General features: G+C 65.5%; 17 protein-coding genes. 12 read left to right on the forward strand and 5 right to left on the reverse strand.

Annotated elements, in window-relative coordinates; all coding sequences use genetic code 11:
* The 3 genes from AU188_RS17065 to AU188_RS17075 all read left to right on the forward strand — a co-directional run.
* Positions 1-483, forward strand: a 483-nt coding sequence (locus AU188_RS17065) for an HNH endonuclease signature motif containing protein (protein WP_156426731.1), incomplete at its 5' end; no start/stop codon positions are given.
* A gap of 181 nt (positions 484-664) precedes the next feature.
* Positions 665-1,591, forward strand: a complete 927-nt coding sequence (locus tag AU188_RS17070; RefSeq protein WP_059164879.1) for an EfeM/EfeO family lipoprotein — start codon at positions 665-667, stop codon at positions 1,589-1,591.
* The gene (locus AU188_RS17075) at positions 1,588-2,841 is read left to right on the forward strand and encodes a Dyp-type peroxidase (protein ID WP_059164880.1); all 1,254 of its coding nucleotides are present in this window, start codon (positions 1,588-1,590) and stop codon (positions 2,839-2,841) included. The genes AU188_RS17070 and AU188_RS17075 overlap by 4 nt, the downstream gene beginning before the upstream one ends.
* Here the strand turns inward: AU188_RS17075 and AU188_RS17080 are convergent.
* Together AU188_RS17080 and AU188_RS17085 are read right to left on the reverse strand one after the other, a co-directional pair.
* A complete protein-coding gene (locus AU188_RS17080) occupies positions 2,834-4,831 on the reverse strand; it encodes a prolyl oligopeptidase family serine peptidase (RefSeq protein ID WP_172799535.1) in 1,998 nt (665 codons plus the stop codon). The genes AU188_RS17075 and AU188_RS17080 overlap by 8 nt on opposite strands.
* Positions 4,828-5,670, reverse strand: a complete 843-nt coding sequence (locus AU188_RS17085; protein ID WP_082686672.1) for a class I SAM-dependent methyltransferase — start codon at positions 5,668-5,670, stop codon at positions 4,828-4,830. The genes AU188_RS17080 and AU188_RS17085 overlap by 4 nt, the downstream gene beginning before the upstream one ends.
* Positions 5,671-5,785: 115 nt before the next feature.
* Between AU188_RS17085 and adh the strand changes: the two genes are divergently transcribed.
* Genes adh through AU188_RS17105 form a run of 4 tightly spaced genes read left to right on the forward strand, consistent with a single transcriptional unit; the run spans position 5,786 to position 8,659 of the window.
* A complete protein-coding gene (adh, locus tag AU188_RS17090) occupies positions 5,786-7,309 on the forward strand; it encodes an aldehyde dehydrogenase (protein WP_059165017.1) in 1,524 nt (507 codons plus the stop codon).
* Positions 7,309-7,872 carry a DUF779 domain-containing protein gene (locus tag AU188_RS17095; RefSeq protein WP_082686673.1) on the forward strand — a complete coding sequence of 188 codons (564 nt, stop codon included), beginning with the start codon at positions 7,309-7,311 and terminating at the stop codon, positions 7,870-7,872. Before adh ends, AU188_RS17095 begins: the two co-directional genes overlap by 1 nt.
* Before the next feature lie 36 nt (positions 7,873-7,908).
* Positions 7,909-8,187 (forward strand): putative holin, encoded by a 279-nt coding sequence (locus AU188_RS17100; RefSeq protein ID WP_059165019.1) that lies wholly within the window; start codon positions 7,909-7,911, stop codon positions 8,185-8,187.
* On the forward strand, positions 8,180-8,659 hold the full coding sequence (locus AU188_RS17105; protein WP_059164883.1) for a hypothetical protein: 480 nt from the start codon (positions 8,180-8,182) through the stop codon (positions 8,657-8,659). Before AU188_RS17100 ends, AU188_RS17105 begins: the two co-directional genes overlap by 8 nt.
* A gap of 18 nt (positions 8,660-8,677) precedes the next feature.
* On the opposite strand, the gene AU188_RS17110 is transcribed toward AU188_RS17105, so the two are convergent.
* Entirely contained in the window at positions 8,678-9,352 is a 675-nt protein-coding gene (locus AU188_RS17110; protein WP_059164884.1) for a TetR/AcrR family transcriptional regulator, read from the reverse strand.
* 200 nt (positions 9,353-9,552) lie between these two features.
* Here AU188_RS17110 and AU188_RS17115 point away from each other — a divergent pair, with 200 nt between their 5' ends.
* From AU188_RS17115 to AU188_RS17130, 4 genes are read left to right on the forward strand one after another with little or no spacing between them, the layout of a single operon-like run.
* The gene (locus tag AU188_RS17115) at positions 9,553-9,960 is read left to right on the forward strand and encodes an MmpS family transport accessory protein (RefSeq protein ID WP_502687622.1); all 408 of its coding nucleotides are present in this window, start codon (positions 9,553-9,555) and stop codon (positions 9,958-9,960) included.
* Positions 9,957-12,869 carry an MMPL/RND family transporter gene (locus tag AU188_RS17120; protein WP_059164885.1) on the forward strand — a complete coding sequence of 971 codons (2,913 nt, stop codon included), beginning with the start codon at positions 9,957-9,959 and terminating at the stop codon, positions 12,867-12,869. Before AU188_RS17115 ends, AU188_RS17120 begins: the two co-directional genes overlap by 4 nt.
* Before the next feature lie 9 nt (positions 12,870-12,878).
* Positions 12,879-14,273, forward strand: a complete 1,395-nt coding sequence (gene lpdA, locus AU188_RS17125; RefSeq protein ID WP_059164886.1) for a dihydrolipoyl dehydrogenase — start codon at positions 12,879-12,881, stop codon at positions 14,271-14,273.
* Entirely contained in the window at positions 14,270-14,539 is a 270-nt protein-coding gene (locus tag AU188_RS17130) for a hypothetical protein (protein WP_059164887.1), read from the forward strand. The genes lpdA and AU188_RS17130 overlap by 4 nt, the downstream gene beginning before the upstream one ends.
* A gap of 36 nt (positions 14,540-14,575) precedes the next feature.
* On the opposite strand, the gene AU188_RS17135 is transcribed toward AU188_RS17130, so the two are convergent.
* Positions 14,576-15,127: a carboxymuconolactone decarboxylase family protein gene (locus AU188_RS17135; RefSeq protein WP_059165021.1), complete on the reverse strand. Its 552-nt coding sequence runs from the start codon at positions 15,125-15,127 to the stop codon at positions 14,576-14,578.
* Positions 15,128-15,137: 10 nt separating this feature from the next.
* Positions 15,138-16,565 (reverse strand): acetate metabolism transcriptional regulator RamB, encoded by a 1,428-nt coding sequence (gene ramB / locus AU188_RS17140; RefSeq protein WP_059164888.1) that lies wholly within the window; start codon positions 16,563-16,565, stop codon positions 15,138-15,140.
* A gap of 125 nt (positions 16,566-16,690) precedes the next feature.
* On the opposite strand from ramB, the gene AU188_RS17145 reads away from it, so the two are divergent.
* A complete protein-coding gene (locus tag AU188_RS17145) occupies positions 16,691-17,467 on the forward strand; it encodes an acyl-[acyl-carrier-protein] thioesterase (protein ID WP_059165022.1) in 777 nt (258 codons plus the stop codon).
* Positions 17,468-17,560: the final 93 nt, after the last annotated feature.

A 17,560-nucleotide genomic window follows, 5' to 3' on the forward strand; every position in this document is an offset into this window, starting at 1 on the left:
CTGCTCTCTGATGCCGACCGCCAATACCTGTTGTGTGATGCCAGCTGTGAGGTGTGGCTGGAACGCCGCGGGCAGCTGATCGGCGCCGGGCGCACCACGCGCCAGATCAGCCGCCGGCTACGCCGCGCGCTGGAGCACCGCGATTCGACGTGTGTGGTGCCCGGCTGCGAAGCGACCCGCGGTCTGCACGCGCATCACCTTCGGCATTGGGAAGACGGCGGGCCGACCGAGTTGGACAACCTGGTGCTGGTGTGTCCCTATCACCACCGGATGCATCACCGCGGCGAGATCACCATCACCGGACCCGCCCGCCAGCTGACCGTCACCGACAACGCCGGGCGGGAGCTGACCAACGCATCACTGGCCCGGCCCCCGACCCAACCCCCACCCACAGTCCCACCCTGGCGCGGACCCCTCGGCGAACGCGCCGACTGGTGGTGGTACAACCCCTTCGAACCCCAACCCCCACCACCGCCCAACTGAGTCGCCCAACGGCCGACACCGCGTCAACGCCAAACCAGTTGACGGCTTCCTGAACCCCTCGGCCATCACCGGCCGTCATGTCCTTTCTCGACGCGGTCCGCGAAGCTGAATTTTTAGGTGTGGCTATCCTCCGGGCGTTCGCTGGGTGTTATGTTCAGCCTCTCCGAACGCAGAGGTGCACATGAACCGCTATCTCGCCTGGGCAGTTCCGATAACCGCAGCCGGTCTGATCTTGTCCGGATGCGCCGGTGACGACTCCTCTGACAACGGGACGTCCGCCGGTGGAACGGCCACCACGACGACGAGCGCGGCCCCCGCGGTCGATCCGGCCGTGCTGGACAAGGCGGCGGCCGACTACAAGGCCTACGTGCAGAGCAACATCGACGAACTTCAGCGCGTGGTCAAGGTATTCACCGACGCGGTCCGGGCCGGAGACCTCCAGGCCGCCCAGGACGCGTATGCGCCGTCACGTCAACCGTGGGAACGCATCGAGCCGATCGCCGGACTGGTCGAAGAGATCGACCGCAAGATCGATGCTCGGGTGGATGACTTCGCCGGTGTCGACGACCCCCAGTTCACCGGCTGGCACCGCCTCGAGTACCTGCTGTTCGAAAAGAACACCACCGAGGGCGGCGCACCGTTCGCCGATCAACTCGACAAGGACGTCGCCGCACTGAAGGCGCAATTCCCGTCGGTTCAGGTCAAGCCGGTCGACGTCTCCAACGGCGCCGCGGAGCTGATCGAGGAGGTGTCCGAGGGCAAGATCACCGGCGAGGAGGACCGCTACTCCAAGACGGACCTGTGGGACTTCGACGCCAACCTGCAGGGGGCGCGCGACGCCGTCGGCAAGCTCAATCCCGCACTCGTACAAGCCGATCCGGCCTTGCTGGGCAAGATCGATGCCGGAATCAACTCGGTGTTCGAAACCTTGGCGCCACTGCGCCGTGGTGACGGCTGGGTGTTGTTCTGCACCGAGAACGATCCCTACCCGTCACCGCGCTGCCCCGAGGTCACTGTGACACCCGACGTGATCGACAAGCTGAAGGCAGAGCTCGCCGGGCTGTCGGAGAACCTGTCGCAGGTGTCTGGAGTGCTGAAGCTGCAGTGACCGAAGGTCGCTCGGGACTCTCGCGGCGAGGATTCATCTCCGGCGCGTTGGGCACCGGTGCCGTGGTGGGAGCGGGATCGGTCCTCGCCGGGTGTTCCTCGGACCCCGAGACGCCCACCGCGCCCGCAGCGGCCTTCGTCCCGTTCGACGGTCCGCACCAGACCGGTATCACCGCCTTGCCCATCCCGGAGCAGGGGCTGGTCGCATCGTTCAACGTGCAGTCGAAGGACCGCGACAGCCTGAAACGCGCCCTGCAGGACCTCACCGAAGAGATCCGCGCGCTCATGGCGGGCAAGCCGCCGGAGCCCCGCGATCCGGCCTACCCGCCCGTCGACTCCGGCATCCTGGGCGAGCAGCCGCCCGCGGACAACCTGGCGATAGTCGTCGGTGTCGGGGCGTCGCTGTTCGATGAGCGCTTCGGGCTGGCCGACCGCAAGCCCAAGGAATTGGTCACCATGCCGTTCATCGCCAACGACCGGCTGGATCCCAAACTGTCGCACGGTGATCTGTCGATCATCATCGAAGCGGGTCACAGCGACACCGTCATCTTCGCCCTGCGGCAGCTGATGCGTCGCACCCGCAGTGACCTGGTGTTGCGGTGGATGGTCGACGGCTACGCCAGGGGCATCGGCGCCGGCCAGGCATCCGAGGCCGCAACGCCGCGAAACCTTTTGGGTTTCAAGGACGGAACGGCCAACCTCGACGTTCACGACGACGCGATCATGGATCGCCACGTCTGGGTGGGCCCGCAGGACGGCGAACCGGAGTGGGCGGTCGGCGGCTCCTACCAGGCCATCCGCATCATCCGGATGTTCGTCGAATTCTGGGACCGCACGCAACTCGTCGAGCAGGAGGCGCTGATCGGGCGCAGCAAGGTCAGTGGCGCGCCGCTCGGACTGACCGGCGAGTTCACCGACCCTGACTATCCAGAAGATCCCGAAGGCAAGCGAATACCGCTCACCGCTCACATCCGGCTGGCGAACCCGCGCACCCCCGCGACGGACGAAAATCTCATTCTGCGGCGGGGTTTCAATTACTCACGCGGCTTCGACGGCGCCGGCCGACTCGACCAGGGGCTCGCATTCATCGCCTACCAGCGCAGCCTTGAGAAGGGCTTCCTCACGGTTGCCAAGCGGCTCAAGGGCGAACCGCTCGAGGAGTACATCATGCCGGTCGGCGGCGGGTTCTTCTTCATCCTGCCAGGCGTCACCGGCCCCGACCGGTTCCTCGGCGACCAGTTGCTCAGCTGAGCACCGACCACAGGAACTCGTAGATCAACGCCGAGCGAAACGCGGTCTGGGCGTTGTCCGCAGCGCCCGCATGCCCGCCCTCGATGTTCTCGTAGTAGTGGACCGGATGACCGGCATCCTCCAGCGCGGCGGTCATCTTGCGGGCGTGACCGGGGTGCACCCGGTCATCGCGCGTCGAGGTCGTGATCAACACCGGCGGGTACCGCCGGTCCACCGAAATATTCTGGTAGGGCGAGTACTTCGAGATGAACTCCCAGTCGTCGGGATCGTCCGGATCCCCGTACTCGGCCATCCAGGACGCGCCGGCAAGCAGAAGATGGAACCGTCGCATGTCCAGCAGCGGGACGCTGCACACCAGCGCGCCGAACAGCTCCGGGTACCGCGTCAGCATCACGCCCATCAGCAGCCCGCCGTTGCTGCCGCCCTGCGCGCCGAGTTGCTCGACGGTGGTGATGCCGCGCGCAACGAGATCCTCTGCGACAGCGGCGAAGTCCTCATAGACGAGGTGCCGGTTCTCCCGCATGGCCTGGGTGTGCCACGTCGGTCCGTATTCACCGCCGCCGCGGATGTTCGCCAGCACGAAGGTGCCGCCGCGGCTAAGCCACAGCCTGCCGAGTACGCCGCCATAGCTCGGCGTATTGGCCACCTCGAAGCCACCGTACCCGCTCAGCAGGGTCGGTCCAGGCGCCTGATTGTGCCGATGCCCCACAACGAAATAGGGGATCATGGTGCCGTCCGCGGAGGCGACGAAATGCTGGCTGATCTCGAGGTCTGCGGCGTCGAAGAACGACGGGGCGCGCTTGGCCTCGGTGACCGCATCGCCGGCGCGGCCCCACAGCAACCGCGACGGTGTGTCGAAACCGCTGGCGTCGAGGAACATTTCGTCGCCGTACTCGTCCACGTCGACCAGGACGGTGTTGGTGTTCGGCGGAATTCCGGGGATCTCGGCTCGCTCCCAGGTCCCTGGTGTCACGACCGTCACCTGGCTGATCACATCGACGAGCGTGACGAGCACGAGGCGGTCACGGGTCCACGCGTAGTTGTCCAGGCTGGAGTGCTCGTCGGGCTCGAACACCACATGCAGTTCGCCTGCGCCGTCGAGGTATTCGGCGTAGTTCGCGGCCAGTAGGGAACCCGCACGGTACGTCGTCGACCCGACCGTCCAATCGGTGCGGGGCCGAATCAGCAACCACTCGCGGTGCCAGGAAATGCCGGCATCTGTGGGGACGTCGATCTCGATCAGCGTGTCGCCGCGCAACTCGTAGCGGTGCCGGTTGAAGAAGTCGAACGACCGCGTGATCAGCAACCGCTCGAAGCCCGGTGTCGCGTCGTAACCGCATCCGACGCTGACGTCGGTCGCCTCGCCCTCGAACAGTGTCTGCGCGTCGGACAGCGGCTGGCCGCGTCGCCAGCGCTTGACGATCCGCGGATAACCGGAGTCGGTCAACGAGCCGGGCCCGAAGTCCGTTCCGACCAGCACGGTATCGCGGTCCTGCCACGTCACACTCGATTTGGCCTCCGGCAGTTCGAAACCGTCGGTGACGAACTGCCATGTGGTCATGTCGAATTCGCGAACCACGGTGGCGTCGGCGCCGCCGCGGGACAGTTCGACCAGCGCGAGCGAGAAGTCCGGCTCGAGCACTTCCGCGCCGGCCCACACCCAATTCTCGCCGTCCGCGGCCGCGATCTGATCGACGTCGATCAGGACGTCCCACTGCGGCTGCTCGGTGCGGTAGCTCTCCAGCGTCGTGCGCCGCCACAGGCCGCGCGGGTTGTCCGCGTCGCGCCAGAAGTTGTAGAGGTGGTCGCCACGCCTGCGGACGTACGGGATGCGTGCGTCGGTGTCGAGCACCTCCAAAGCCTCGGCGCGCATCTGCTCGAAGCGGTCACCGCCGAAGCGAGCGAGGGTCGGCGCGTTGTGCTTGCGGACCCAGTCGAGCGCTGCGTCGCCGGTGATCTCTTCGAGCCAGAGATACGGGTCGTGCGTCACGCGACGCTCGTGACGACGGCGTGCCAGGACAGCTCCAAACCACCGTCACGCTCGAAACCAGCCAGAGCCGGTCCGACAGCGTCGCGGACGGCGCGGACTTGCTCGTCGGTCAGCGAGCCGACCAACTCCGCGATCGGGCCCGCAAGCGACGTGTTGTAAGCCCAGTAGTCATCGGGGTTTTCGAATCGCATGATCCCGGTGAGCTCATCGACGATCACCTCCGTGAAGCCTCCGGAGGCCGCAAGCGCGGAGGCCGTCTCGGAGGTACTGAGCGAGAACATCCCGCCCGGGGCGAACGCGTCGCTCGGCGGCGCGTGGCCGTTCTGCAGCAGCGCCGTCACGATCAGCATGATCCACGGGTTGCGGTCTAGCGGGCCCCAGGTGGCGAACGCACACCGCCCGCCGGGGCGCAGCACCCGTCGGATCTCACGCATCGCCAGCTCCTGCTGGGGAATCAGCATGAGCCCGAACCGCGACAGGACGCCGTCGACGCTGTCGTCGGGCAGATCGATCTGCGTTGCATCGATGACGCGACAGTCGACGTTGTCCAGACCTCGCCGAGCCGCCCCGCGTTGGGCGGCCTCCACCATTGCGGGCACGAAGTCGCTCGAGATCAGGCGCCCACCAGAACCGAGCCGGGGCGCGGCAAGGAAGCCGGTTTCGCCCGGGCCCGCGGTCAGCTCCAACAGCGTCTGACCGGGCTGCGGGTCGACGTGCTCGATCAGCCAATTCGACACCGGCCGCACGCTTTCGAAGACGCGGTCACGGTATGCGTCCCAAGCTCGCGCCACCGCGCTCCAGTGACGCAGCGCCTCCCGGGCTGGGTCCACCTCAGACATCGTTTCCTCCTCGGGTCGAGGCCGTCCGACGCTGACTGTACGGCGGTAGTGTGAGCTGTATCTCGCCGACTTGGGAGTCACTGATGAGCGATTGCGCGAAGAGGAGAAGATTCTGATGACCGCTTACGCCCGCCCCGGCGCGGCAGATGCCCTGATGTCATACGAGTCTCGGTACGGCAATTTCATCGGCGGTGAATGGGTTCCACCGGCCTCGGGGGAGTACTTCGAGAACCCGACGCCGGTGACGGGACAGCCGTTCTGCGAGGTGCCGCGCTCCACCGAAGCCGACATCGACAAGGCCCTCGACGCCGCGCACGGCGCCGCGACCGCGTGGGGTAAGACGGCCCCCGCCGAGCGCGCCAACATCCTCAACAAGATCGCCGACCGCATCGAGGAGAACCTCGAGTCGCTGGCGCTGGCCGAGTCCTGGGACAACGGCAAGCCGATCCGCGAGACGCTCAATGCCGACATCCCACTGGCCGTCGATCACTTCCGGTATTTCGCCGGGGCCATCCGCGCGCAGGAGGGCTCGCTGAGCCAGATCGACGACGACACCGTCGCCTACCACTTCCACGAACCCCTCGGCGTCGTCGGCCAGATCATTCCGTGGAACTTCCCGATTCTAATGGCGACGTGGAAGCTCGCACCTGCGCTGGCGGCGGGCAACGCGGTCGTCCTCAAGCCCGCCGAGCAGACGCCGGCGTCGATGCTCTATCTGATGTCCTTGATCGGCGACCTGCTGCCCGCGGGTGTGGTCAACATCGTCAACGGCTTCGGGTTCGAGGCGGGCAAGCCGCTGGCGTCGAGCAACCGGATCGCCAAGATCGCGTTCACCGGCGAGACCACCACCGGCCGGCTGATCATGCAGTACGCGTCGCAGAACCTGATACCCGTCACGCTGGAGCTCGGCGGCAAGAGCCCGAACATCTTCTTCTCCGACGTGCTGGCGGCCGCCGACGACTATCAGGACAAGGCGTTGGAGGGTTTCACGATGTTCGCCCTCAACCAGGGCGAGGTGTGCACGTGCCCGTCGCGCAGCCTGATTCAAGCCGACATCTACGACGAGTTCCTCGAGCTCGCCGCGATCCGCACCAAGGCCGTCCGGCAGGGCGATCCGCTGGACACCGAGACGATGATCGGTTCGCAGGCGTCCAACGATCAGCTGGAAAAGGTGTTGTCCTACATCGAGATCGGCAAGTCCGAGGGCGCCACGATCGTCACCGGAGGCGAGCGCGCCGAACTCGGCGGTGATCTCAACGGCGGCTACTACATTCAGCCGACGATCTTCGCGGGCGACAACAAGATGCGGATCTTCCAGGAGGAGATCTTCGGGCCCGTCGTCGCCGTCACGTCGTTCACCGACTACGACGACGCGATCGCCATCGCGAACGACACCCTCTACGGGCTGGGCGCCGGTGTCTGGTCCCGCGACGGCAACACCGCCTACCGGGCCGGTCGCGACATCAAGGCGGGCCGCGTCTGGACGAACTGCTATCACGTGTATCCCGCGCACGCGGCGTTCGGCGGCTACAAGCAGTCCGGCATCGGCCGCGAGAACCACAGGATGATGCTCGACCACTATCAGCAGACGAAGAACCTGCTGGTGTCCTACAGCAACAAGGCGCAGGGCTTCTTCTGATGAACGATTTCGGTGTCGAAACAGTCGGTGAGCGACTGTTCGGACACCTGAATCGCGCGGGGGCACCGCCGCGGGCGCTGATCACCCGGGCCGCCGCCGACCTGCTGCGTCGCCTTCAGGACCGCCACGGCGCGCTGATGTTCCATCAGTCCGGCGGGTGTTGTGACGGCTCGTCGCCGATGTGCTACCCCGACGGCGAGTTCGTCGTCGGCGACCGCGACGTGCTTCTCGCGGTGCTCGACGTGGGCTTGCCCGTCCAACCAGAAGGCGTGCCGGTGTGGATCTCCGGACCGCAGTTCGACGCTTGGAAGCACACCCAGCTGGTGATCGACGTCGTACCCGGAAGGGGCGGCGGCTTCAGCGTCGAGGCGCCGGAGGGCGTGCGGTTCCTGTCCCGCGGCCGGGCGTTCACCGACGCCGAGAACCGATTGCTGGCCGAGCAACAGACGATCACGGGTGCGGCTTTCGCGCGCGGTGAGCGGCCGCCGCCGTCGGACACCCACATCGTGATTGACGTTGACGCAATTGATGCGTGTCCGATACCTGACGCGCCGAGCGGCTGACGGGCCGGCGGGGACTATCCGCGTAACCTCGTGTTCGTGATCCCGCTGCCTCGGGCGTGGTTGCTGACCAGTGCCCTCCTCGTCGGCACAGCGGTGGGGCTGATCCTCGGGATCGCCTCGACGCTGGTGGTCGACGCGGCCATCCGGCCCGACGTCGTCGTTGCGCTCGTCGTCGGCGTGCCAGTTGTGCTCGGCATGCTGGCCATTCTGTTGTCCGGTCGGCGCTGGGTGACGACGGTCGGCGCGTTCGTCCTCGCGATCGCGCCCGGCTGGTTCGGTGTGCTGGTGGCGATCCAGGCGGTGCACGGTGCCTGAACGAACCGACACACTGCCCGGCGATCCGACGCAGCCGTATACGCCGACGTTCCAGACAGACGAGTTCGAAGCGCTGAGCGCCGTCGTCGAACAGGTTCCCTCGGAGCCGTTACCCGTTCCGGCGCATCCGGTCGTGGTCCCGGGCAACTATCAGTACCTCAAGCGGTGGCAGTTCGTGCTCGTCGTGGCGGGCGTCTGGGCGCTCTCCGCAGCGGCCGGCTGGGGCCTCTACCACTGGTGGTACCACTCGATCGACAAGACGGCGCCGGTATTCGTCGTGCTGGTATTCGTCATCACGTCGACGGTGGGTGGCCTGCTCCTCGCCATGGCGCCGAACAGACCGGTTGTGACGGCACTGGCGATTGCGGTCATGTCGGCGCCGTTGGGGGCGGTGGCCGGCGCGGCGGTACTGCACGGTCTCTACTACTGCGAATGGGCCAGCCGCTGTTTCGTGGGGCTGATCCCTTACTGAGCCTCGCCCCGTAGTGCCCTAGCGGCCGGCGGGCTCCCATGTCCGCATCGCCGCGTCGAAGCCTTCGTCGTCCAGCGCCCTCACCGGCAGCGGCTCGTTCTCAGCGTGAGAACGCATGCCGTCCAACAGGATACCGACGTAGCGACGCCACAGATTGGTGTCGACGTGGCCGGCGAACTCACTGACCATTCCGGCCAACAGGCTGATGATCGGCATGTCCGTGGGGGAGATGTCCGAACGGAGGCGGCCGTCGATCTGCGCTCGCTCGACGAGTCTCGTGGCCACCGGGTGAAGGCGATCTTGTGCCGCTATCACTCGGTCGCCGCCATAGGTCTTGCTGAAGGCGATTTCGCGCAGACCTCGATCGGTCGCGGTCATCTCGCACATGTGCTCGACGAACCACACGAAGCCCTCCCACGCGTCCTCATGTCGCAGCCCGGCTTCGGCCAATGCAGTGAGCTGGTCCAAACCGTCGACGAACACCGCCTCGACGAGTTCGTCTTTGGTGGCGAACCGCCGGTACACCGTGCCCACACCCACGCCGGCGTGGTGCGCGACGTCATTGAGATTGGGCTCCAATCCCTTGGCCGCGAACAACTCCCGGGCGGCTTGCAGGACGCGATTGCGGTTGCGTTCGGCGTCCTTACGCAGCGGCCGGGGGCCCGGCCGCGACTCGGTCTCACCCGCGTTCATCCGGCCGAGTGTAATGCGCAGCACAGTAAAGCGGATTGACCTTGTCCGCTTCGTTCGTTAGCTTGTCTGACTAGCACCCCTTCAAGATCGGGGTCGTCACAATGCCGAAAGGCCAGCACTTTGACTGCCGTCGATCGATTCCGCGCCTTGCCCGTGCCGGCTGGTATGAAGCCGGGGGCACGTCGGTGTTGAAGGTGATCATGCGCTTTTGGCTCCCCGTCATGATCGTGGCTGCGGTGTCGGCGGGTTATCTCGCGGTGTCGCAGCTGCGGACGGTGTTCGGTGCCGAGCCCGTCCTGGTGACGCCGATCGGCGCGGACACCGCGGAGAAGTTCATTCCCAAGGTGGTGACCTATGAGGTCTTCGGTTCGGGAACCGCCGTGGTCAACTACCTGGATCTTGACGGCAAGCCGGTGCGCGCCGGAACCGTGAATCTGCCGTGGACCCTGACGTTGGAAACCACGGCGCCATCGGTGGCGCCGAACGTCATCGCCCAAACCGACGGCCAGTCGATTTCCTGCCGGATCACCGTGGACGACGAGGTCAAGGATGAAAAGACGGCTTCGGGCGTGAACGCCCAGACCTTCTGTTTGGTGAAGTCCGCGTGAGCGCCCCAGTCGACGACGCGCCGACGGACGCCAACCCGATCGCCCGGCCGAAGCGGCCATGGCTTCCGCGGTTGATCCGGCTCTTCGCGCTGCCGATCATCGTGGCCTGGGTAGTCATCATCGGCTTCCTCAACACCGCGGTGCCCCAGCTGGAAGTGGTGGGCAAGCAGCGCGCGGTCTCGATGAGTCCCCAGGACGCGCCGTCGATGATCGCGATGAAGCGCGTCGGCACCACGTTCGAGGAGTACGACACCAGCAGCTCGGTGATGGTCGTGCTCGAGGGCGAGGACAAGCTGGGCGCCGAAGCGCTCGAGTTCTACGAACAGATGGTCCGCGATCTGCGCGCTGACACCGACCACGTGCAGTACGTGCAGGACCTCTGGTCTGACTCGTTCACCGCAGCCGGCGCGCAGAGCGTCGACGGAAAGGCCGCCTACACCCAGGTGTACATCGCCGGGGACCAGGGCGAGACCTTGGCCAACGAGTCGGTGCGCGCCGTTCGCGACATCGTCGTGAGACACCCGACGCCGCCGGGTGTCGAGGTGTACGTGACCGGTGCGGCAGCCACGACGACGGATCAGAACGCCGTCGGCGACAAGAGCATGCGGACGATCGAATTGCTCACCTTCGGCGTCATCGTCGTCATGCTGTTGGTGATCTACCGGTCCATCGCCACGACGCTGGTGCTGCTCAGCATGCTCGCAATGGGATTGCTCGGCGCACGCGGGTTGATCTCTTTTTTGGGCTACCACAGCGTCTTCGGCCTGACGACCTTCGCGACCAACCTGGTGGTCACCTTGACCATCGCCACGGCCGTCGACTACGGAATCTTTCTGGTCGGCCGATACCAGGAGGCGCGCCGGTCCGGTGAGGACCGAGAATCGGCGTACTACACGATGTTTCACGGGACCGCCCACGTCGTGGCGGCGTCCGGGTTGACCATCGCGGGAGCTACCTTCTGCTTGAACTTCACCCGGTTGCCGTACTTCGAGAGCATGGGCTCCCCGATGGCCGTGGCGATGGTGTTCGGCATCGTGGTGGCCTTGACGTTCGGTCCGGCGCTGATCTCGGTGGTCAGTCGGTTCGGCAACGTGCTGGAGCCCAGGGCCAAGTCGTCAACCCGGGCGTGGCGTCGGATCGGCACCTCGACCGTTCGCTGGCCGGGTGCGTGCGTGGTGATCGCCCTCGCGGCATGTCTGGTCGGCCTGCTGGCTTTGCCCGGCTACCACACGACCTACAACGACCGGCTGTTTCTGCCCGACGACATCTCGGCCAATGTCGGTTACGCGGCCGCGACCCGGCATTTCTCCGAGGCCAGGATGAACCCCGATGTGCTGATGGTCGAAACCGACCGTGATCTGCGAAATCCCGCGGGGTTCCTGGTGATCGACAAAATCGCGAAGGCCTTGTCGAGGGTCGAGGGAATCGCCCAGGTGCAGGCGATCACTCGGCCCGACGGCAAGCCGATCGAACACACGACGATCCCGTACATGATCGGCCAGCAAGGCGTCGGCCAGCTCATGTCCAACGACTATCAACAGGGCGTCATCGACAACATCATGGCCCAGGCCGACGAGATGCAGCACACCATCGACTCGATGGAGAAGATGAACTCGATCACCCGGGAGTTGTCGGTGGTGTCGCGGAGTATGGCCGACAAGATGGGCGACACTTCCCTGACCCTGCAGGAAGTGCGCGACAACCTGGCCAACTTCGATGACTTCTTCCGGCCCATGCGGAACTACTTCTATTGGGAGCCACACTGTTTCAATATCCCGGTCTGCTGGTCGCTGCGTTCGATCTTCGACACCCTCGACGGCATGTCGACCATGTCCGACGATTTCCAGGACATGGTTCCTGACATCAACCGGATGGCTGATCTGACGCTGGAGATGACCGCGGTGATGCCGGGGATGATCCAGTCGATGAAGAACCAGCGCCAGATGATGCTGAACCAGTATCAGGTTCAGAAGGCGCAGCAGGACCAGACCATGGAACAGCAGGAAGACAGCGCGGCGATGGGCGAGGCGTTCGATGAAGCCCTCAACGATGACTCTTTCTACGTTCCGCCGGAAGCGTTCACCAACGCCGACTTCATCCGCGGCATGGACTTGATGATGTCGCCCGACGGGCATGCCGTCCGGTTCACCATCATTCACCAGGGTGATCCGCTGACCGAGGAGGGCATCTCCCGCATCGAACCACTGAAAAAGGCTGCGGCTGCGGCGATCAAGGGCACACCGCTGGAAGGTTCGTTGGTCTACGTCGGCGGCGCCGCGGCGATGTTCGACGATATGCAGCAGGGTGCCGATTACGACTTGCTCATCGCGGTCACAGCGGCGCTGCTGTTGATCCTCGTCATCATGATGGTCATCACCCGAGCGTTGGTCGCGGCCCTGGTCATCGTCGGAACCGTGGCGTTGAGCCTGGGCACCGCTTTCGGGATGTCGGTGGTGCTCTGGCAACACATCATCGGAATTCCGTTGCACTGGATGGTGCTTCCGATGGGGATCATCGTGCTGGTGGCAGTAGGCGCGGATTACAACCTGCTTCTGGTGTCGAGAATGAAAGAGGAAGTCCGCGCCGGACTGCGCACCGGCACCATCCGGGCCATGGCCGGTAGCGGCCCCGTGGTCACCGCCGCCGGCCTGGTGTTCGCCTTCACCATGGCGACGATGGCAGTCAGCGATCTGATCGTCATCGGGCAGGTAGGCACCACGATCGCGTTGGGCTTGATCTTCGACACCTTCGTGATCAGGGGACTGATGACACCGGCGGTGGCCACCCTGCTCGGACGATGGTTCTGGTGGCCCCTGCAGGTGCGTCAACGCCCGCGCCCGGCGCCGTGGCCCAAGCCGATCCAGCGCGATCCGCAGGACACTGCTGGGCTGATCGTCGACGCCCATTAGTGTGGGGGCGTGACCCACTATGACGTCGTCGTTCTCGGAGCAGGCCCCGGCGGATACGTCGCGGCCATTCGCGCCGCCCAGCTCGGACTGAACACCGCCATCGTCGAACCCAAGTACTGGGGCGGCGTCTGCCTAAACGTCGGCTGCATTCCGTCGAAGGCGCTGCTGCGCAACGCCGAACTCGCGCACATCTTCACCAAGGAGGCCAAGCAGTTCGGCATCAGCGGGGAGGCGACGTTCGACTATGGCGTGGCATTCGATCGCAGCCGCAAGGTCGCCGAGGGCCGGGTCGCAGGTGTGCACTACCTGATGAAGAAGAACAAGATCACCGAGATCCACGGGTACGGCAAGTTCAAGGACGACCACACGCTCGAAGTCGACCTGAACGAGGGCGACACCGAGATCGTCGAGTTCGACAACATCATCATCGCCACCGGCAGCAGCACCCGCCTGGTGCCCGGCACGTCGCTGTCGGAGAACGTGGTCACCTACGAAGAGCTCATCATGACGCGCGAGCTGCCGAAGTCGATCGTCATCGCCGGCGCCGGCGCGATCGGCATGGAGTTCGGCTACGTGCTGAAGAACTACGGCGTCGACGTGACGGTCGTCGAGTTCCTGCCCCGCGCGCTGCCCAACGAGGACGCCGAGGTTTCCAAGGAGATCGAGAAGCAGTTCAAGAAGCTCGGGGTCAAAGTCCTCACCGGCACCAAGGTGGAGTCGATCGACGACAGCGGCGGTGACGTCACCGTCACGGTCAGCAAGGACGGCGACTCGCAAGAGATCAAGGCCGAAAAGGTGCTGCAGGCAATCGGTTTCGCGCCGAACATCGAGGGCTACGGGTTGGACAACACCGGCGTCACCGTGACTGAGCGCAAGGCCATCGGTATCGACGACTACATGCGCACCAACGTGCCGCACATCTACGCGATCGGTGACGTCACCGGCAAACTGCAGCTGGCGCACGTCGCCGAGGCCCAGGGCGTCGTCGCCGCCGAAACCATCGCCGGGGCCGAAACCCTGCCGCTGGGGGACTACCGGATGCTGCCGCGTGCGACGTTCTGTCAACCGCAGGTCGCCAGCTTCGGCCTCACCGAGGAGCAGGCCCGCGACGAGGGATACGACGTCAAGGTCGCGAAGTTCCCGTTCACCGCGAACGCCAAGGCGCACGGCGCCGGCGACCCCAGCGGCTTCGTCAAGCTGATCGCGGACGGCAAGTACGGCGAGTTGATCGGCGGCCATCTGATCGGCCACGACGTCTCCGAACTGCTGCCGGAGCTGACCCTGGCGCAGAAGTGGGACCTGACCGCGACCGAGTTGGCCCGCAACGTGCACACGCACCCGACCATGTCCGAGGCCCTGCAGGAGTGCTTCCACGGGCTGCTCGGCCACATGATCAACTTTTGAGAGCGATTTGGGTCGCCGGCATCGGCGGACTGGTGGTCGGCCACGTCCTGTGGCTGGCCGGTATTTCGCTTGCCACCGCCACGTCGGACGTCAGCACGTGGGTGCTCGTCGTGGCCGCGGTGTCGTTCGTCGGCGGCGCGGTGGCCGCGTGGCTGGGGCGGCGATCCTATGAGCGCAAGAGCGAAGTGTGGGCTGCGTTCCTGTGGGGGCTGCCCGTCTCACCGGTGCTGCTGTCGCTGATCGTGCTCGGCATCACCTACCTCTAGCGGATTTTCCGCACGAGCGTGGATGCAGCGCGGCGGTCAGTCCGGAAAGTCCAGCGGCACTTTCAAAGTGGTGATGGTGGCGGCCAGCCCGTCGTACTGGGCGGCGAGCATGCAGAACTCGATCAGCTGTGCTCTGGTGAGGTGTCTGGCGAGCACCGCCCAAGTCTCTGCCGAGACGCCCCGGGTGACGACGAACTCGTCGGTGGCGGTGATCAACGCACGCTGACGGTCGGTCAGCCCCTCGGCGTCGGGCCCCTCGAAGATCTTCTTCTGCAGGTCCGGGCCGATGCCGCGGGTGCGGGCCAGCCGGCGATGCTGCTGCAGTTCGTATTCGCAGTCGCGCAGATGCCCGACGCGCAGGATCACGGTCTCGGCGTCGCGCACCGGCAGCTTGCTCAACAGGCCCAGCAGCATCCCGCTGTAGGGCAGCCACGCCAGGAACAGAAGCCGGTGCTGGCCAAGCACATTGAACAGGCTGAACCGGGGCGCACGAATGGCGCGCGCGCCGAGCTTGGCGATTGCCCAGTTGAGGGGGCCGAGTTCTTTGATACCACCGGGCGCGATGCGTGCCGACTCGAGTTCGCTCACCACAGCGAGTTTAGGGCTGCTTGACCAGATAGGGCGAGACCGTGCTGCGGTGCTCGTCGATGTCGAGTGCGCGCCCGAGTGCGGGGAAGGCGCGTTGCGGGCAGTTGTCTCGCTCGCAGACCCGGCAGCCCGCGCCGATCGGCGTCGCAACCTCGCCGGAGAGGTCGAGTCCCTCCGAATAGACCAGCCGGTGCGCATGCCGCAGCTCGCAGCCCAGCCCGATCGCGAACGTCTTACTCGGCTGACCGTAGCGCTGCGCGCGGCGTTCGACCGTGCGCGCCACCCACATGTAGTTGCGGCCGTCGGGCATCTGTGCCACCTGCACCAGGATCTTGCCGGGGTAGGCGAACGTCTCGTAGACGTTCCACAGCGGACAGGTGCCACCGCTGGACGAGAAGTGAAAACCGGTGGCGGACTGACGTTTCGACATGTTGCCCGCACGGTCGACGCGGACGAATGACAGCGGCACCCCGCGCATCGAAGGCCGCTGCAGCGTCGAAAGCCGATGCGCGATGGTCTCATAGCTGACCGAGTAGAACGCCGAGAGCCGCTCGACGTCGTAGCGGAAGTTCTCGGCGACGTCGTGAAACTGCGCGTAGGGCAACACCATTGCGGCTGCGAAGTAGTTGGCCAAGCCCAGTCGCGCCAACCGCGTCGACTCCTCGCTGGTGAACTTCCCTTCCTCGACGAGCTTGTCGATGAGGTCGCCGAATTCGAGATACCCCAACTCGGTGGCCATCTTGAACACCGTCTGCCCCGACGACAGGTGGTTGTTGATCTCCAGCGTCTTCGTCGCCGGGTCGTATCGGTGCAGGACCGTCTCGCCGAGGTCGGTGCGGCGCGAGATGCGGACGCCGTGCACCATCGTCAGCCGGTCCGACAGCTGGCGGGCCAGCTCGGAGCGCTGCATCCGCATCCGGATGGTGAGGTCCTCGGCGGCGGTGTCGAGCTCGTGCAGGTAGTTCTGCCGCTCGTAGAAGTAGTCGCGCACTTCCTCATGCGGCATCGTGATCGACCCCGACCCCGAGCTGAAACCGCTGCCGACGGAGAACCGGTCCTCGGTGGCCGCCGCCAACTGCGTGGTCGCCAACTGATAGCGGCGGTGCAGGGCGACGATCGCGCGGGCCACGTTGGGGTGTGCGGCCACCAAATCTGCGATCTCGCCCAGGTCGACGTCGATGTCGAGGTCCCGGTCCAGCGTGACCTCGCGCAACTCCGCGACCAGCCGGGTGTCGTCCTGTGAGGCGAAGAACGTGGCGTCGACGCCGAACACCTCGGTGATGCGCAGCAGCACCGCCACGGTCAGCGGCCGCACGTCGTGCTCGATCTGGTTGAGGTAGCTCGGCGAGATGTCCAGCATCTGCGCCAGGGCGGCCTGACTGAATCCGCGCTCGCTGCGAAGTTGTCGAACGCGGGCGCCGACGAACGTTTTCGCCACGTCAACCAGCGTAGCAACGGTGCAAAGGTGGTCTTCGCATTGTTGGCAGATCGGGTGCTGTGGCAGGATCGGCCTTCGTGAGCACCAAGCTTGGCCCCGGGGTTGGGCAGGGCCTGGCGAAGGCCATGATGCCCGTCCCTGACCCGCACCCCGATGTGTTCGACATCGAATGGCCGCTGCGGGTCGCCGACGTGGATCGGCAGGGCCGGCTCAAGTTCGACGCCGCCACGCGTCACATCCAGGACATCGGTTCGGACCAGTTGCGTGAGATGGGCTTTCAGGAGACCCACCCGTTGTGGATCGTGCGCCGCACGATGATCGACATGATCCGCCCGATCGAGTTCCAAGACATGCTCCGGCTGCGCCGCTGGTGTTCGGGCACGTCGAACCGGTGGTGCGAGATGAGGGTCCGCATCGATGGGCGCAAAGGCGGGCTCATCGAATCCGAGGCGTTCTGGATCAACATCAACCGAGAGACGCAGGGGCCGGCGCGCATCTCCGATGACTTCCTCGAGGGCCTGCGGCGCACGACGGACGTCGACCGGCTGCGGTGGAAGGCGTACCTGTCGGCGGGCAGCCGCGAGGACGCCGACGAGATCAGCGACTACCCGATCCGGGTCAGCGACATCGACATCTTCGACCACATGAACAACTCGGTCTACTGGTCGGTCGTCGAGGACTACCTTCACCATCACCCCGAGCGCACGGGTTATCCGCTGCGGGTGACGATCGAGCACGATGCGGCCGTCGCGCTGGGCGACAAGATGGAGATCCTCAGCCACGTCCACCCACCCGGGTCGACGGATCAATTCGGTCCGGAGCTGGCCGACCGCACTGTTACAACGCTCACATACGCGGTCGGCGAAGAGGCCAAAGCGGTTGCCTGCATCTTCACTCTCTGACAAGCAATGGGTTAACAGTACGGGCGTACTGACCTGCGGAAATCCACTACTCGCCGGTAACTTCTGAACCGGTTAAGGCAACGACTGCCTTTG

It is taken from the genome of Mycobacterium sp. IS-3022, assembly GCF_001500065.1.
In the GTDB taxonomy this organism is placed as follows: domain Bacteria; phylum Actinomycetota; class Actinomycetes; order Mycobacteriales; family Mycobacteriaceae; genus Mycobacterium.